This window comes from Brevundimonas sp. GW821-FHT12E07 (assembly GCF_058807035.1).
The window spans coordinates 25484-41598 of record NZ_JBXAQH010000006.1 but is presented as its reverse complement, the minus strand read 5'-3'; the positions used below and the strand labels follow the sequence as shown (position 1 = coordinate 41598).

Here is a 16115-nt window from a genome sequence, read left to right as displayed (position 1 = left end):
GATATTCATGGCTGGGGATGCTCCCCGAGGCGACGGCGCTCCCCCCGCTCCGCCCACCTCGAACACTGAAATGACCGGCGCGGCCGGTGCGTCCGCCGTGTCTGCGAACGGGGCGCCCGCCGCCCACGGCCACGGCCACGCCGGCTTCTGGGGTCTGACCATCGGCGCCATCGGCGTCGTCTTCGGCGACATCGGCACCAGCCCGCTCTACGCCCTGCGCGAAGCCATCGCCCATGCCCAGTCGGGCGTCGGCGGCGATCTGGCCATCGTCGGCGTGGTCTCGCTGGCCTTCTGGGCCCTGATGATCGTGGTGACGTTCAAATACGTCATCTTCCTGATGCGCGCCGACAACAAGGGCGAGGGCGGGACCCTGGCCCTGATGGCCCTGGCCCAGCACGCCGTCGGACGGCGAAGCGCCTGGATCTTCATCCTCGGCGTCTGCGGCGCGGCCCTGTTCTACGGCGACGGCATCATCACGCCCGCCATCTCGGTGCTTTCGGCCATCGAGGGCGTGAAGGACGCGCCGGGCGTGGGGACCTCGCTCGATCCCTTCATCGTTCCGATCGCCGCCGCCATCCTCGTCGGCCTGTTCCTCGTCCAGTCGCGCGGCACCGCCGGTCTGGCCAAATTCTACGGCCCGATCACCGCCATCTGGTTCCTCAGCCTCGGCGTCATCGGCCTGATTCATATCTTCGACGACCCCAGCATCCTGCGCGCCCTGTCGCCTCACTACGGCGTCATGCTGCTGCTGGACGACGGCTTCCTCGGCTTCATCATCCTGGGCTCGGTCTTCCTGGCCGTGACCGGGGCCGAGGCCCTCTATGCCGACATGGGGCACTTCGGAAAGGCGCCGATCCGCGCCGGCTGGCTCTGCTTCGTCCTGCCCTGCCTGACGCTGAACTATCTGGGGCAGGGCGCGATGATCCTGTCGCACCCGGGCGCCGCCGATAACCCCTTCTGGGCCATGGTGCCCGAGCTGGCCTACTGGCCGATGCTGGGTCTGGCGACCGTCGCCACCGTCATCGCCTCACAGGCCGTGATCACCGGCGCCTTCTCGGTGACCCAGCAGGCCGTCCAGCTGGGCCTTTTGCCGCGCATCGACATCCGCTTCACGTCCGAGACCCAGGCCGGCCAGATCTTCGTGCCCGCCGTGAACACCTTCCTGATGGTCGGGGTCCTGACCCTTCTGGTGGTCTTCCAGAGCTCGCATAACCTGACGGCGGCCTACGGCGTCGCTGTCACCGGCGTCATGCTGATCAACACCCTGATGAGCTTCCCGGTCATCACCAAGAAGTGGGGCTGGTCGATCTGGGCGACGCTCGCCTGCCTGATCCCGTTCGGCTTCATCGACACCGTCTTCCTGACCTCGAACCTGCTCAAGATCCCCGACGGCGCCTGGCTGCCGCTGGTGCTGGGCGCGGTCCTGATCCTGATCATGTGGACCTGGACGCGCGGCTCGCAGATCCTGACCGCCAAGGCCAAGAAGGACAGCCTCCCGCTCACCGACCTGATCGAGATGCTGCGGGCCCGCCCGCCGCACCGTGCTCCCGGCACCGCCATCTTCCTGACCTCTGACCCGGACGTCGCCCCCGTCGCCCTGATGCACAATCTCAAGCACAACAAGGTGCTGCACGAGAAGAACGTCATCCTGACGGTGCGGACCACCGACCGGCCGCGCGTGCCGGATTCGGAGCGAGTCCTGATGGAGCCCATCAACGAGGACTTCAAGAAGATCACCCTGAGCTACGGCTTCATGGAGAGCCCCGTGGTGCCGCGCGCGCTCGGCCTGTGCCGCAAACAGGGGCTGAAGTTCGACATCATGTCGACCAGCTTCTTCCTCGGCCGCCGCTCGGTCATCCCCTCGGCAAGCCAGGGCATGCCCCTGTGGCAGGACAAGCTGTACATCTTCCTGATGCGTAACGCCGCCAACCCGACGGACTTCTTCCACATCCCGCCCGGACGCGTGGTCGAACTCGGCACGCAGGTGTCGGTTTGAGCGGGGGCACTCCCAAGGGGAAAGACTCCGGCGCGCGCGGTCGTCGCCTCGCCGACAAGGCGCGCGGTCCGCGTCGTGAGCCCAAGCCGCAGGTCCAGACCGCGCCCGACGATTCCGTCGACATCGGCGTCGAGGCGCGCGTCGCCGCCGGCGTCCTGCTCAACGCCGCCCTGGTCCGCCGCGGCGGTCTGGACGAGGCCCTGGCCCTGCCCGCCGTCACGGCCCTGCCGGGCCCCGACCGCGCCTTCGCCCGCGCCGTGGCCATGGCCGCCCTGCGCCGTCTGGGCGAGATCGACCAGATTCTCGACCGTCGCCTGCAGAAGCGCCCGCCCGAGGCGGTCCGCACCCTGATGCGCATTTCCCTGGCCCAGACCCTGGTGCTGGAGACCCCGGCCTTTGCGGCAGTCTCGACGGCGGTGAAACTGGCCGAGCGCGATCCCAAGACCCGGCCCTACAAGAACCTCGTCAACGCCGTCCTGCGCGGCATCGACCGCGAAGGTCCCGGCCTGACCACGGCGGAATCCAACCTGCCCGAGTGGATCGCCGCCCGCTGGAAACAGATCTATGGCGAACAGGCCCTGATCGGCCTGGCGCTGGCCGCCCGCGAGGAACCGCCGACCGACCTCAGCCTCAAGCCCGGTCAGGACGCCGCCGCCCTCGCTGAAGCCGTTGAGGGCGAAGTTCTCCCCGGTGGATCGGTCCGCACCGGCAAACGCGGCGACGTCGCCGCCTGGCCCGGCTTCGAGGACGGGAGCTGGTGGGTCCAGGACGCCGCCGCCGCCGTGCCCGTGCGCCTGCTGGCCCCCAAGGCCGGCGAGACCGCGCTCGACATGTGCGCCGCCCCCGGCGGCAAGACCCTGCAGATCGCCGCGACCGGCGCGACCGTTCAGGCGCTGGACCGCTCCGACTCTCGCCTCAACCGCCTGCGCCAGAACCTCGCCCGCACCGGGCTCGAGGCCACCATCGCCGTCATGCCGGCGGAGGACTGGCTGGACAGCCGGACCTTCGACGCCGTCCTGCTGGATGCGCCCTGCACCGCCACCGGCACCTTCCGCCGCAATCCGGAAGTCCTGCGCGCCACCAAGCCGGCGGATGTGGGCAAGCTGGCCGACGTCCAGCACCGGCTGCTCGACGCCGCGGCCGAGCGCGTCGCCCCCGGCGGCCGGATGGTCTACTGCGTCTGCTCGCTGGAGCGCGAAGAGGGCGAGACCCAGATCATCGCCTTCCTGCGCCGCAACCCCGCCTTCCGCACGGTGAAGGCCGATCCGGCCGCCGTCGGCGCCCCGGAGGAAGCCCTGACCCCCGAAGGCTGGCTGCGCATCCTGCCCTCCATGTGGGCCGAAAACGGCGGCCTCGACGGCTTCTTCGCCGCGAAGCTGGAGCGGGTCTGAGCAGGTTCAGCTTCGGGGGAGCCTTGCTCCCCGGCGCGACCCGCCGTATCCCGTGCGCATGACCGCGCCCCTGATCTGTCCGTCGATCCTCGCCAGCGATTTCGCCAAGCTGGGGTCTGAAGTCGCCGCCATCGAGGCGGCAGGCGCCGACTGGGTCCATGTCGACGTCATGGACGGCCATTTCGTGCCCAACATCACCATCGGCCCCGACGTGGTGAAGGCCCTGCGCCCGCACACCAAACTGCCCTTCGACGTCCATCTGATGGTCGCCCCCGTCGATCCCTGGCTCGAGGCCTATCGCAACGCCGGCGCCGACATCCTGACCGTCCATCCCGAGAGCGGGCCGCACCTGCACCGGACCTTGGGCCGGATCCGTCAGCTGGGCGCCAAGGCGGGCGTGGTGCTCAACCCCGGCACCTCCCTGAGCGTGCTCGAGGATGTCATCGAACTGGTCGATCTGGTGCTCATCATGTCGGTCAATCCGGGCTTCGGCGGCCAGTCCTTCATCGATAGCTCGCTGCGCAAGATCGAGCGCGCCCGGGCCCTGCTCGACGCCGCCGGATCGAAGGCCCATCTGCAGGTCGACGGCGGGGTCACCGCCGCCAATGCGTGCGCCTGCGTCTCCGCGGGGGCCGACGCCCTCGTGGCGGGCACGGCGGTCTTCAAGGGCGGCCCCGACGCCTACGCCGCCAATATCGCCGCGCTGAAGGCCGCGTGAATCCGCTGGGCCCCTTCGCTCCCCGGTCCGCCGAGGCCGAGGGTCCCGCGCCCGGCGCCATTCCGGGGCTGAGAGGCGCGCCCGTACGCACCCCGATCCGCTCCGGCGGCCCCCATACCGGCCCGACCATGTGGCCCGCCATCCTCGGCCGGCTGCTGACGCGCCAGATGTGGATCGAGCTCTATGGTCTGCCCGGTTACGGCCTGACCCTCGCCGGCGCCCTGAGCGGGGGCAAGGCGACGGCGCTCGCTGCCACCCCGCGCGACTTCCGCCCCGCCGATGCGGCGCTCGGCAAGTCCGTGCTGGACGGCCGCTTCACCCTGGCCGGTGTCAGCCTCGAGGTCGCGGCGCCCGAGGATCCGTGGGACCGGCCCAGCCCCTCTCGCAGCTTCGCCGTCGACCTGCACGCCTTCGCCTGGATGCCGGCCCTGATGCTTCAGGGCGACCGGGGCGCGCGCGAGGCCCTGCGCCTGACCCTGGCCTGGGCCGATCATTTCACCCGCTGGTCGCCCTTCGCCTGGGACCCGGCCGTCCTCGCCCGTCGCGTGTTCAACCTGTCCTGCGCCGCCCGTCGCATGGGCGCCGTCGCCACCGAGGCCGAGCGGCTGCGGCTGTGCGACATTCTCGCCCGTCAGGGGCGTCAGCTGCTGCGTCCGCCCGGCGGGCTGGCGGGCAAGGCCGAGCGGATGATCGCCGCGGCCCTGGCCGGCTGCGTCCTCGCCGGACCGCCGGGGGTCTCGATCCGCAAGGCGGCGCTGGGGCGCCTGAATGGCGCACTGCGCGTCACGGTCCAGGGCGACGGCGGCCACGCCTCGCGCAATCCCGAGGCCGGGCTCACCCTGCTTCTCGACCTGCTGACCCTCGACGACGCCCTGTCCCAACTGTCGGAGCCCCTGTCCGAGGCCGCCGCCGGGGCCATCCAGCGCCTGACCTCGGCCCTCAGGGTCCAGACCCTGCCCGACGGCCGTCTGACCAGCTTCCAGGGCGGCGGGCCGTCGAAGGCTGATCTCGTCGCCGCCGCCCGCGCCCATGACGACTGGACCCAGACCCCGGCGGCCCAGGCGCCGCTCGCCGGCATCGTCGGCGGCCTGCGCCGCATCCACGGCTCGCTGCTGACCGTCGTCGCCGACACCGGGACCTTGTCGCACGGCGCCTGGGGCGAGGCCGCCTGCGCCCAGCCGCTCGCTCTGGAGGTCTGCTGCGGCAAGGACCGTCTGATCACCGGCTGCGGCTGGACGCCCCGCGCGGGCGACCGTCAGGGCCTGCGCCTGACCCCGGCCCACACCACCCTGACGCTGGGCGAGATCTCGCTCGGCGATCCGCTGGGCGGCTGGAAGGGCGATCTTCTCGGCCCGCGCATGATCGGCCGGCCGATCCATGTCACCAACGAGCACCGCGAGGGCGACGGCGCCGTCTGGCTGGAACTGGAGCATGACGGCTGGGCCGTGCCCTTCGGCCTGCTGCACCAGCGCCGCCTCTATCTGGACCAGCGTCTGGACGAACTGCGCGCCGAGGAACGGCTGCACCCGGCCCCGGGGCATGAGGAGGACGTGCGCGCCATCGCCGCCCCCTATGCCGTCCGCTTCCATCTGGAGCCCGGCGTTCAGGCCTCCCTGGCCCGCGACCGCCGCTCCATCCTGCTGCGCGGCCATTCCGGGCGCGGCTGGTGGTTCCGCACCGACGGCCCCGACGTGGCCATCGAGCCCAGCGTCCATATCGACGACGGCCTGACCCGGCGATCCTTGCAGATCGTCGTGCGCGGCTCGGCCCGCACCGACGCGGAAACGAAAATCCGCTGGAAGCTCAGCCCCGCCGGCGCCGCGGGCGATCCGGTCTAGGACGTCAAAGTCGGGCGATCCGGGCTGTTTCTCCCCCTCGGCGGGTGACGCCCCGGTTCATGAGTGTTAAGGGCGCGCGCAATCGCTCCCCGATTCTCCCGACCCGGACGAAACCCATGCCCGCAGCCCCCGATTTCCCGCCCGCGCCCGACCGGGTGAAGCCCGTCCGCGCCCTGATCTCCCTGTCCGACAAGGCGGGTCTGGAAGAGGCGGCGCGCGCCATGCACGACGCGGGCGTCGAGCTGGTCTCCACCGGCGGCACCCGGGCGGCGATCGCGGGCTTCGGCCTGCCGGTCAAGGACGTCGCCGACCTGACGGGCTTCCCCGAGATGATGGACGGCCGGGTCAAGACCCTGCACCCCGTGGTCCACGGCGGCCTGCTGGGCGTGCGCGACGCGGCCGAGCACAAGGCGGCCATGGATGAACATGCCATCGGCCCGATCGATATCGTCTGGATCGACCTCTATCCGTTTGAGTCGACCGTCGCCTCGGGCGCCGGTTTCGACGCCGTGATCGAGAACATCGACATCGGCGGCCCGGCCATGATCCGCTCGGGCTCCAAGAACCACGGCTATGTCGCCGTCGCCGTCGACGCGGAGTCCATCGCCCTGATCGTCGAGGCCCTGAAGGCCGACGGCTCCACCGATCTGGCCCTGCGCAAGCGCCTCGCCGCCCGCGCCTTCGCCCGCACCGCCGCCTATGACGCCGCCGTCTCGGGCTGGTTCGCGGCTCAGCTGGAAGACGCGGCCCCGGCCCGCAAGTCGATCGCCGGTTCGCTGGCCCAGACCCTGCGCTACGGCGAGAACCCGCACCAGACCGGCGCCTTCTACCGCACCGGCGAGGCTCGCCCCGGCGTCGCCCACGCGACCCAGATCCAGGGCAAGGAACTGGGCTACAACAATATCGCCGACGCCGACGCCGCCTATGAGCTGGTCGCCGAGTTCGAACAGCCGGCCGTGGTCATCGTCAAACACGCCAACCCCTGCGGCGTCGCCGTCGGCAAGGACCTGTCCGAAGCCTATGCCCGCGCCCTGGAATGCGACGCCGTCTCGGCCTTCGGCGGCGTCATCGCCGTCAACCGTCCGCTGAACGGCGCCGACGCCCGCGCCATCACCGACATCTTCACCGAGGTGGTCATCGCCCCCGGCGCGGATGAGGAGGCGAAGGAAATCTTCGCGGCCAAGAAGAACCTTCGTCTGCTGATCACGGACGGTCTTCCGGACCCGCACGGCGCGGGCGAGGTCTTCCGCTCGGTCGCCGGCGGCTTCCTCGTCCAGAGCCGCGACCGCAGCCTGATCAAGCCTTCGGACCTCAAGATCGTGACCCGGCGTCAGCCGACCCCGACCGAGATCCAGGACATGCTGTTCGCCTTCACCGTGGCCAAGCACGTCAAGTCCAACGCCATCGTCTATGCCAAGGACGGCCAGACGGCGGGCATCGGCGCCGGCCAGATGAACCGCCGCGACTCGGCCCGTATCGCCGCCATCCGCGCGCGTGAAGCGGGCGAGGCCAAGGGTCTGGCCCATTCGCTCGCCGAGGGTTCGGCCTGCGCGTCGGAAGCCTTCTTCCCCTTCGCCGACGGTCTGCTGGAAGCGGTCGCGGCCGGCGCCACGGCGGTCATCCAGCCCGGCGGCTCCATGCGCGACGCCGAGGTCATCGCCGCCGCCGACGAAAAGGGCATCGCCATGGCCTTCACCGGCGTGCGGGTGTTCCGGCACTAAGGACCTAAATCCTCCCCCATCGGGGGAGGTGGCTCCGAGCCCTTGCGAGGAGACGGAGGGGGCTCAGGCCAGATGCGGTGTCCGCAGTTGGCCCCCTCCACCCCTTCGGGGTCCCCCTCCCCCGATGGGGGAGGATCCACACAGCAAAACGGCGGCCCGATCGGGCCGCCGTTTTTCGTTTCAGTCTGGAGGAGCGTCTTATCCCTGCGCGGGACGCAGCCCCTGCACGTCGGCCTGCATGGTCGCCGGCTTGCGCTCGCCCCCCTGGGCGATGATGCGGTCGATACGGGCCTTTTCGGCGCGGAAGGCAGTCAGGTCGGCGCCGGCGAGAACGGTGCCCTCGGAGGTGCGGACCGAGGCCGGATTGATCCGTTGACCGCCGCGCCAGATTTCATAGTGCAGGTGCGGGCCGGTCGAGGCGCCGGTCGTGCCGACATAGGCGACGATCTGGCCCTGCGACACGCGCTGGCCGGCGCGGATGCCCGAGCCGTAGCGCGACAGGTGGCCATAGCCGGTTTCGAGACCGTTCGAGTGGCGGATACGCAGCCAGTTGCCGTAGCCGCCCCAGCGGCGGGCCTCGACGACCACGCCGTCGGCGGGGGCCACGACCGGGGTGCCGGTCACGGCCGCATAGTCCATGCCCTGGTGCATCTTGCGGAAGCCCGACAGCGGGTGGACCCGCACGCCGAAGCCCGAGGAGATGCGGCGGAAGGTGGCCAGCGGCGCGCGCATGGCGGTGGTGCGAAGGTTCTTGCCGCTGGCGTCGAAATAGGCGGCCTCACGGACGCCGGCGGGCTTGAAGCGATAGAAGGCCTGGCCCTTGATCTCGGCGTACATCAGGTCGCCGGTCGAGACCGTGCGGCCCTGTTCGGTGACCGAGCGGTCGAACACCAGGGTGAACTCGTCGGCGCCGCGCACGTCGCGGCGCATGTCGACCTTGCCCGAGAAGACCTGGGTGGCGCGACGGATGATGGCCGAGGTGGCCCCGAAGGCGCCGGCCGAGGAGGCCAGCGAGGAGTTCACCGCGCCGTGGGCGACGACGATCTCATGGGTGACCTTCTCGTCGAGGGCGCGCAGGCGAAGGGCGCCGTCGAAGCTGCGCGACACGGTCAGCTGGCTGGCCGGGCCCGTGCGCATGGTCAGGCCGATCAGTCGGGCCTCGCCCATGCCGCCGCGCGGCTTGGAGATGGCGGTCTCGAACTTCAGGCCGGCGCGCAGGTCGGCCAGGTCGAAGGCGTTGGAAATGGTCTCGGCGACGGCGTGGGCGTCGGCCTCGCCGATGCCGGTGCGGCGCACGGCCTGTTCGAAGGTCTCGCCCTTGCGGATCTGGACGTTGACGGCTTCCGGGGCGGTCAGGCCTTCGGGGGCGTTGGCCGAGGCGAAGGCGCGCGCCTCCAGATTGGCCACCTGTTGAGAGGTCAGTTCGGGAACTTCCGCCGCCAGAGCGGGTTGATAGACTCGACCGGCCAGCATGGCGACCGTCAGCGCAGCGGCGGCGGTCAGCAGATGCGGTGCAAAACGCGTCGGTTGGCGGCGTGGATCGAACTGAGCCATCGGTCCCCAGGAAATGACGACGCCCGATGGCGCCACGCAACAGTATGCAAGGATCGCGCCCGGTGTCCCCCGGTGTCGCGAGACAAGCCGTATAGCCTGCTGGTGTCACAATGGGAAGCAGTCCGTTACAAACGGTTAACAGGTGTGAATCCCGCCTGTATTCCCGATATTCCGGGCGTTTTCGCCGAACACGCGATCAGTCTATAACCAAAGACATTCAGCTGAGCCGTTTCGCGCAACTGACAGTAGTTCAGTTAGACTAAAGGTGTTTTCAAGGTCACAGCGCGTGGCCTCAAAGCAACTCAAGTCCCTGCGAGGCGCTCGCAGAAACCACTCAAACAATTTTACGTTCAGGCGCGATTTCGCGGCCCGGCGTACGGGGTTCGGCCCTGTGAGCCGCCTCTACCCTGTGCGAAACTGGATCATGTCCCGCCTCGTCTCACCATTCTGGCCACGGCTCTGGCGCCTTTCGGGGGCCGTCGGTCTGGCCTGCGCGATCGCGGCCGTCTGCACCCTCGGCCTCGCCTGGTTCTGGCGGTTGATCGGCGGCGGCGCCCTGTCGATCCACGGCTGGATCGCCATGGGGTTGGGCATCCTCGGCACGGTGGCGCTCAGCTGGACCCTGATGAGCCTCGCCTTCCGCTCGGACCGCGAGGGCTGGGACGACCGCGTCGACAACAGTCTGGATCCCGGCCGCGACGAGAACCGGTCGAAGGACGACGACGACCTGATCTATTAGGCGACGATCAGGCCGCCATCTGGGGCCTCAGCCCCAGCGCCGGGGCCAGCAGGCCTTCGGCCAGGGCCCGCACCACCGGCACGGCGACCGCGTCCCCCATCAGCTTCAGCGCCGCGCTTTCGCTCGACGGCAGGCGGTAGGTCTCGCCCAGCCCCATCAGCCGGGCCGTCTCGCGTCCGGTCAGGCGCCGCGCCCGGATCGCGCCCGCCTCGCAGACCAGCACATATTGACGCGACGATCCGCCCGACGGGGTGCGCAGACAGCCGGCCAGCCCGTCCAGCCGCAGCTCCAGCCGCTGGACCTTGATCCCGTTCTCGGTGCGCACCCGGCGGAAGGCCGCCGCCACGCGGCGTTCGCCCGAAGCCAGGGCCGCCTCCAGCCGCGCCCGGTGCAGGGGCGCCGCCAGGTCCAGCAGGTCTCTGGTCTGGCCCGCATCGAACCAGTCGACGGCCGCATCCGGCTCCAGCACGGCGGCGAGGTCCAGGTTGCGGCGCGGCGGGGCGGGCAGGGACCACCAGGCCCAGTTCGCCTTCACCGCCTCGGGCAGGCGGTCACGGGCTGCGATCAGGCGCGGCGAGTGGAAGACGCCGGGCCCTCTCGTCTCAAGCACCGCCATCTCGGCGCCCGCGTCCTTCAGCCCCACGATGAACAGCCGCGGCCGCGACTGGGGCAGCCAAAGCCCGGCGTCCATCTCCAGCGCCCCGACCCGATATCCGCCTTCGCCCAGCGCCTGGCAGACGGCGGCGAAATCCTTGCCCCCGGCCGAGGTCAAAAGGCCGACGACATTCTCGATGACGATCGCCCGGGGCGCCCGTCCCTCGTCGGCCAGTCCCTGCATCAGCCGCCAGAAGCCCCAGAAGGCTCCGGACCGCCGCGCCTCCAGCCCCCCGCGCGCGCCGGCCAGACTGACGTCCTGACAGGGGGACGAGGCCCAGCACAGATCGGGCGCGCCCGGCAGGTCGGCGGGGCTCAGGTCCCAGACGTCGCCCACGTGCAGCGGAACCTCGGGGTGATTGGCGCGAAAGGCGCGGGCCTTGGCCGGGTCGATGTCATTGGCCAACAGGGTGTGAAAGCCGGCGCTCGCCAGCCCGATCCCCGCCAGTCCGCCGCCGGCGAAGAACTCCAGCACGCCGCCCTCGATCGGGCCTGCCGTCCCTGTCCTGTCCGCCCGAATCGTCATGAGCGAACTCTAGGCGCCCCCGAGAGTCTTGACCACTTGACCCAAGGGGGCGGGTGGCGCCCATAACCGGGCCTCTGGAAAGGACCCGATCGATGCGCCCCATCCTGTTCGCCGCCCCGCTCGTTCTGATGGCCGTCGCCTGTTCGCAGGGCACGACCGAGAAGACCGAGGCCCCGGCCGACGCCCCGACCCCGGTCAGCCTGGGCGGCGTCGATCTGAACCAGCCGCTGCGCGCGCTGGGGACAGAACCCTTCTGGAGTGTGGAAATCACCAGGGACGCCATGGTCTATACCGGCGTCGACCGCGACGAGCAGCGTGCGGCCAACCCCCAGCCGGTCGTCCAGGGCACCACCGCCGTCTATACCGCCGCCACCGAAGACGGGGCCGAGATGGTCGTGACCCTGATCGCCACCGAATGTTCGGACGGGATGAGCGACCGCCTCTATCCGCTCACCGCAAAGGTCGAGATGGGCGAGGTCAGCCTGACCGGCTGCGCCGCCTCCCAGGCCTTCCTGAACAGCCAGCCCCCCGCCTGAACTGCAAACGGGCCTGACCGCCTTCAGCCTTCGCCAAGGAGGGCGCGGGCCCCGGGCACAGTCTTGAGCGCATCGCCCACCAGATCCTCGCCGGTCGAGGCCCTGACCTGGTCTCGCACGGATCTGAGCGTTCGTTTGACGTCGACGCGTTCCAGGCCCAGCTCTTTCAGGCGGTCCATAAGGCCGACGGCGTCGGCGACGACGGCGCCCGACAGGCCGCCGGCAGCCTTGAGCAGCCCTCCGAAAAGACCGGGTTTGGGCGGACTTGCCTCCGCGGAACGGGCGAGGGCCGCCGCACCAGGCATGGCCGCGAGCGCGGCCTCGACGGCTTCGCTGTCGGCGTGTTTGACGAGAAGACCGAGCGCGCCCGCGACGACCGCCAGCGCCTGGGGCTGGGTGATCTTCGCCCGAACGGCGGCGCGGGCGATGATGAACTGTATTGCGATGAGGGGGCGATCGGGCGCCCCTTTAACGGTTCTCAAAGTTCAACATCCCATACTCATGGCATGACCCAGACGCACAACACCGCCCAGGACCGTCCGGTGGATCAAGATTTCGCCGACCATCTGGTGCAGGCGAACGGGGCTCCGACTGACCTGCGCTCCTTGACGGCCCTGCGCTTCATGGCCGCCATGTGGGTCGCCGTCTACGCCTTGTGGGACAATCTGGCGGTGACCTTCAAGCCGGCGGTGATCGCCAAGGGCTATCTGGGCGTCGAACTCTTCTTCGTCCTGTCGGGCTTCATCCTCTGCCACGTCTATCTGGCCCCCTTCGGAGCTGGCGCGGGGGACAAGCGCTTCAACTACCGTGAATTCCTCTGGGCGCGGATCGCCCGGGTCTATCCGCTGCATATCGCCACCCTGCTGGCCGTCATGGCCCTGGGCTTTGCGGCCCTGTTCGCCGGGATGAGCATCGACGGCAGCGTCATGAGCTGGGCTTCCCTGCCCGCCAACCTCTTCATGGTCCACGCCTGGGGTCTGGCGCCTGAGGCCGGCTGGAACCATCGCTCCTGGTCGATCTCGGCCGAATGGTTCGCCTATCTCGCCTTCCCGGTCTTCGCCTTCGTCGCCTGGCGCCTGCGCCGTCGGCCGGTCATGGCCGTCGCCGGCGCCCTGGTGCTGCTGGCTGGTCTCTATTTCGTCTTTCCGCGCCTGGCGGGCTTTCCCCTGACCGAGGCCACGATCGCCTGGGGCGCCCTCAGGATCGTGCCCTGCTTCGCCTATGGCTGCGCCCTCTACCTGGCCTTCCGCCGCGCGCCGCTCGCCATGCCCGGACTCATTGCCGCCACCGCCGCCGCCTTGATGATCGCCGCCGCCGCGCTTCAGCTGTGGGACGGGATCATCGTCGCCCTCGCCGGCGCCCTGATCCTGGGTCTGGCCAGCCTGCCCAACGCCCGCGCCGGCTGGATGGCGTCGAAGCCCGCCGTCTATCTCGGGGAGATCAGCTATTCGGTCTATATGGTCGTGGTGCCGTGGCAGCTGCTGGCGGTGAACCTGGCGGCCAAGCTCACCAACGCCCCGGACAAGCATCTTCACGTTTTCGTGTGGTTGGCGATCGTTCTGGCCCTGCCGCTGGTCGCGGCCGTGTCCTACCACCTCGTGGAATTCCCCGCCCGGCGGGCATTGAAGGGGTTGGCGGCCGGTCGTCGCACTGCAGCAAAGCTCTCTCGCAGCGCACAATCACTCGCCTGAAAGTCGGGGTTTCCCCTGAGAGGCTAATCGTCTACCCAAGGGTCGGGCGTAACAATCGGACACATAGACGGCATGAAGAAACGGCTCGCCGCCGCTGTGGTTGCAGCGTCTCTCGGATTCTTCGCGGTCGGCGCCACGCCGTCCGCGGCCCGCGCCGACGATCCCTACTGGCAGTGCGTGACGTTCGCCCGGATGTTCTCGGGCATCCAGATCTTCGGCGACGCCTGGACCTGGTGGTCGCAGGCCGTGGACAAGTTCCGCACGGGCCGAGCGCCGGAAACCGGCTCGGTCCTCGTGTTCCGTCCCGAGGGCCGCATGAACAAGGGCCACGTCGCCGTCGTCTCCGACATCCTGACCGATCGCGTGATCCGCGTGACCCACGCCAACTGGGGCGGCAGCCGCGGCAAGGTCGAGGAAAACGTCACCGTCGTCGACGTTTCCAGCCAGAACGATTGGAGCGAGGTCAAGGTGTGGTACAGCCCGGTGCATGACCTCGGCACGACCGTCTATCCGACCTACGGGTTCATCTATAACGGCGCGCGCGACGCCTTCGACGGCGCCCGCCAGATGGCTGCGACGGACGCCCCGGCCGCTTCCGTCGGCGCTCAAAACTAAAGTCCACACAGGCGGCGTGGCGTGATCCGCGTCTGTCACGCCGGCAGCGGGGTCTGCGAGCCCGTTCAGGGCCCGATCGCAGACTGGACCCTGCCCCCCGACGCCCTCTGGATCGACATGGTCGCCCCGACCCCGGACGAGGACCGGGCGGTCGAAAAGGCGCTCGGCCTGTCCGTCCCCACCCGCGATGAAATGGCCGAGCTGGAGGCCTCCAGCCGCCTCTATCGTGAGAACGGCGCCACCTATGTCACCGCCGACATCATCCACAACGGCGACGCCGACACCCCGACCATCGACCCGGTCACCTTCGTCCTGACCAAGGGGCCGCTGGTCACCATCCGCTATTTCGACCCCAAGCCCTTCACCATGCTGGTCGACAAGATGGAGCGCGAGCCCAATCTGTGCTCGAGCGGGGCGGACCTGTTCCTGAACCTGATGGAGGCGATCATCGACCGGGCCTCCGACATCCTGTCGGTCAACGCCAACAAGGTCGACGCGGTCGCCAACCATGTCTTCGCCGAGGGCAAGCCGGTCGGCTTCGAACACCTGATCACCAAACTGGGCCGCGCCCATATCGCCAATGCCCGGATCGAACAGTCCCTGGCCGGCCTGTCGCGCATCTTCGTCTATGTCGCCTCCGACGAACGGATCGACCACGTCCCGGACTCGCGCGAGCACCTCAAGTCGCTCAGCGGCGACGCCGCCAGCCTGATCGCCCACAACCAGGCCGTGGCGGCGGGCATCAATTTCCAGCTCTCGGCGGCGCTGGGGATGATCAACATCCAGCAGTCGTCAATCTTCAAGGTCTTCTCGGTCTTTACCGTGGCCTTCCTGCCCCCGACCCTGATCGGCGCCATCTACGGCATGAATTTCGAGCACATGCCCGAACTGCATGAGACCTGGGGCTATCCGGCCGCCCTGGTCGCCATGGTCGCCGCCGCCGCCTTGCCGCTGCTGTGGTTCAAGCGGAAGGGCTGGCTCTAGGCAGGGACCAGCGAAGAGGGACCAGGGATCAGGAAGCGGGAGACAGACGTGGGCCAAGGTCGCACCCTGGTCCCTATCTCTCCGGGCGGATCGAGAACTGGAAGGCGACCAGGCCTTCGGCGACATCGCGGTCGATGCCGGTGCCGCTGTGGATGCCGTCGGCCTTGAGCTCGCGATAGACGACGCCGAACGAGGTCTGCATGTCACCGCGGCGCATGGCCACCCCGATCGAGGCGTCGCCGAGGAAGGACGAACTGCGTTCCTGGCTCATGCCCGAGCGCAGATAGTCGCCGTCGCGGTTGCGGGCGAAATTATAGCCCACGGCCCGACCCGAGCCTGCCGCATAGAGATACCAGCGCGACCGCTGGCCGAAGGCGCTGGAGCCGCGCGGCACCAGCCGTTCGATGTCGGAGCCGATCTTCAGCGTCGCGCCCGCCTCGGCCGAGCCGCCCTCGTCGCCGACGCCGATCCCGGCGTGGGGCGTCAGGCTGACTTCCAGACCCGAGGCCGTATAGCCCCGCGCCACGGGCCAGCCGCGCGTATAGGTCACGTCATAGCCGTCGACGGCGAAGTCTGAGTCGTCATGCAGGGTCGGGGGCAGGGGGGAGCCGTCGGCACGCCTCAGGGCGCCGTGGGTCGTGACCCGCAGCCTGTCCGTATAGCCCTCGCCCTCGCGCCAGAGGTCCGAACGGCTGGTCGCCGCGAAGGGCGAGACGCGTTCCGCGGCCGGGGCGTAGCGGTTGGTCGGATAGTCGCTCTGGAAATCGATGGAGGGGCCGAAGCCGGAGGCCGGCCCGGTGGGCGCGGCGTAGGATTGCTGGTTCAGCCGCGCCGTCTGCGAGGGCGTTCCGGCTCGGCTGACGGGGGCGCCGCTGACCGGTCCGCTGACGGGAACCAGAGGTGCGGCGGTGCGAATGACGGGGGCGGAAGCGGGCGCGCCTTGCTGATGCAGGGCCTGGACTTCCTGCGACCGGGCCCATTCGGGGGTCAGAGTCGATTGGGCGAACGCCGGGATCGCGGAGACCCCGAAGACTGCCAACCCCACAATGACACTACCGAAACGCTTCAACGGTCCCCTCACAGCCGTTAACGTCTGCCACCCTGACTCGAATCCGGGCCGACGCCAAACGACTTTTTCACGACACAATCCTG

The 16115-nt window shown here is 69.6% G+C and carries 14 protein-coding genes; 10 read left to right on the top strand and 4 right to left on the bottom strand.

Going from position 1 to position 16115, the window contains the following annotated elements; all coding sequences use genetic code 11:
• Nucleotides 1–7 precede the first annotated feature (7 nt).
• The 5 genes from AC1ROD_RS18465 to purH all read left to right on the top strand — a co-directional run bounded on the left by AC1ROD_RS18465 (nt 8) and on the right by purH (nt 7664).
• Complete coding sequence (locus tag AC1ROD_RS18465) at nt 8–1996, top strand: potassium transporter Kup (protein WP_492949720.1); 1989 nt, start codon at nt 8–10, stop codon at nt 1994–1996.
• Nucleotides 1993–3387, top strand: a complete 1395-nt coding sequence (locus AC1ROD_RS18460; protein WP_492949719.1) for an RsmB/NOP family class I SAM-dependent RNA methyltransferase — start codon at nt 1993–1995, stop codon at nt 3385–3387. The genes AC1ROD_RS18465 and AC1ROD_RS18460 overlap by 4 nt, the downstream gene beginning before the upstream one ends.
• A gap of 58 nt (nt 3388–3445) precedes the next feature.
• Entirely contained in the window at nt 3446–4105 is a 660-nt protein-coding gene (rpe, locus tag AC1ROD_RS18455; protein WP_492949718.1) for a ribulose-phosphate 3-epimerase, read from the top strand.
• Entirely contained in the window at nt 4102–5943 is a 1842-nt protein-coding gene (locus AC1ROD_RS18450; protein WP_492949717.1) for a heparinase II/III family protein, read from the top strand. Before rpe ends, AC1ROD_RS18450 begins: the two co-directional genes overlap by 4 nt.
• A 116-nt stretch (nt 5944–6059) precedes the next feature.
• The gene (gene purH, locus AC1ROD_RS18445) at nt 6060–7664 is read left to right on the top strand and encodes a bifunctional phosphoribosylaminoimidazolecarboxamide formyltransferase/IMP cyclohydrolase (RefSeq protein ID WP_492949716.1); all 1605 of its coding nucleotides are present in this window, start codon (nt 6060–6062) and stop codon (nt 7662–7664) included.
• A 198-nt stretch (nt 7665–7862) separates the two neighbouring features.
• Here purH and AC1ROD_RS18440 read toward each other — a convergent pair whose 3' ends face one another.
• Complete coding sequence (locus tag AC1ROD_RS18440) at nt 7863–9218, bottom strand: peptidoglycan DD-metalloendopeptidase family protein (protein WP_492949715.1); 1356 nt, start codon at nt 9216–9218, stop codon at nt 7863–7865.
• A 424-nt stretch (nt 9219–9642) separates the two neighbouring features.
• Between AC1ROD_RS18440 and AC1ROD_RS18435 the strand changes: the two genes are divergently transcribed.
• Entirely contained in the window at nt 9643–9957 is a 315-nt protein-coding gene (locus tag AC1ROD_RS18435; protein WP_492949714.1) for a hypothetical protein, read from the top strand.
• 7 nt (nt 9958–9964) lie between these two features.
• Here the strand turns inward: AC1ROD_RS18435 and AC1ROD_RS18430 are convergent, their stop codons facing one another.
• Nucleotides 9965–11137 (bottom strand): DNA cytosine methyltransferase, encoded by a 1173-nt coding sequence (locus tag AC1ROD_RS18430; RefSeq protein ID WP_492949713.1) that lies wholly within the window; start codon nt 11135–11137, stop codon nt 9965–9967.
• Nucleotides 11138–11229: 92 nt separating this feature from the next.
• Here AC1ROD_RS18430 and AC1ROD_RS18425 point away from each other — a divergent pair, with 92 nt between their 5' ends.
• Nucleotides 11230–11673, top strand: coding sequence for a COG3650 family protein (locus AC1ROD_RS18425; RefSeq protein ID WP_492949712.1), 444 nt, complete (start codon nt 11230–11232; stop codon nt 11671–11673).
• Between the two features lie 23 nt (nt 11674–11696).
• Here the strand turns inward: AC1ROD_RS18425 and AC1ROD_RS18420 are convergent, their stop codons facing one another.
• Nucleotides 11697–12155, bottom strand: coding sequence for a hypothetical protein (locus AC1ROD_RS18420; protein ID WP_492949711.1), 459 nt, complete (start codon nt 12153–12155; stop codon nt 11697–11699).
• 24 nt (nt 12156–12179) lie between these two features.
• On the opposite strand from AC1ROD_RS18420, the gene AC1ROD_RS18415 reads away from it, so the two are divergent.
• From AC1ROD_RS18415 to AC1ROD_RS18405, 3 genes are all read left to right on the top strand, one after another.
• A complete protein-coding gene (locus tag AC1ROD_RS18415; protein WP_492949710.1) occupies nt 12180–13364 on the top strand; it encodes an acyltransferase family protein in 1185 nt (394 codons plus the stop codon).
• A gap of 72 nt (nt 13365–13436) precedes the next feature.
• Complete coding sequence (locus tag AC1ROD_RS18410) at nt 13437–13979, top strand: CHAP domain-containing protein (protein WP_492949709.1); 543 nt, start codon at nt 13437–13439, stop codon at nt 13977–13979.
• Nucleotides 13980–14000: 21 nt separating this feature from the next.
• A complete protein-coding gene (locus tag AC1ROD_RS18405) occupies nt 14001–14963 on the top strand; it encodes a magnesium transporter CorA family protein (RefSeq protein WP_492949708.1) in 963 nt (320 codons plus the stop codon).
• A 73-nt stretch (nt 14964–15036) separates the two neighbouring features.
• Here the strand turns inward: AC1ROD_RS18405 and AC1ROD_RS18400 are convergent, their stop codons facing one another.
• The gene (locus AC1ROD_RS18400) at nt 15037–16032 is read right to left on the bottom strand and encodes a lipid A-modifier LpxR family protein (protein ID WP_492949707.1); all 996 of its coding nucleotides are present in this window, start codon (nt 16030–16032) and stop codon (nt 15037–15039) included.
• Nucleotides 16033–16115: the final 83 nt, after the last annotated feature.

Coding starts and splice junctions, on each gene's coding strand:
- AC1ROD_RS18465 (WP_492949720.1), top strand. CDS start 8: ATGGCTGGGGATGCTCCCCGAGGCGACGGCGCTCCCCCCGCTCCGCCC.
- AC1ROD_RS18430 (WP_492949713.1), bottom strand. CDS start 11,137: ATGACGATTCGGGCGGACAGGACAGGGACGGCAGGCCCGATCGAGGGC.
- AC1ROD_RS18425 (WP_492949712.1), top strand. CDS start 11,230: ATGCGCCCCATCCTGTTCGCCGCCCCGCTCGTTCTGATGGCCGTCGCC.
- AC1ROD_RS18410 (WP_492949709.1), top strand. CDS start 13,437: ATGAAGAAACGGCTCGCCGCCGCTGTGGTTGCAGCGTCTCTCGGATTC.
- rpe (WP_492949718.1), top strand. CDS start 3,446: ATGACCGCGCCCCTGATCTGTCCGTCGATCCTCGCCAGCGATTTCGCC.
- AC1ROD_RS18415 (WP_492949710.1), top strand. CDS start 12,180: ATGACCCAGACGCACAACACCGCCCAGGACCGTCCGGTGGATCAAGAT.
- AC1ROD_RS18435 (WP_492949714.1), top strand. CDS start 9,643: ATGTCCCGCCTCGTCTCACCATTCTGGCCACGGCTCTGGCGCCTTTCG.
- AC1ROD_RS18440 (WP_492949715.1), bottom strand. CDS start 9,218: ATGGCTCAGTTCGATCCACGCCGCCAACCGACGCGTTTTGCACCGCAT.
- purH (WP_492949716.1), top strand. CDS start 6,060: ATGCCCGCAGCCCCCGATTTCCCGCCCGCGCCCGACCGGGTGAAGCCC.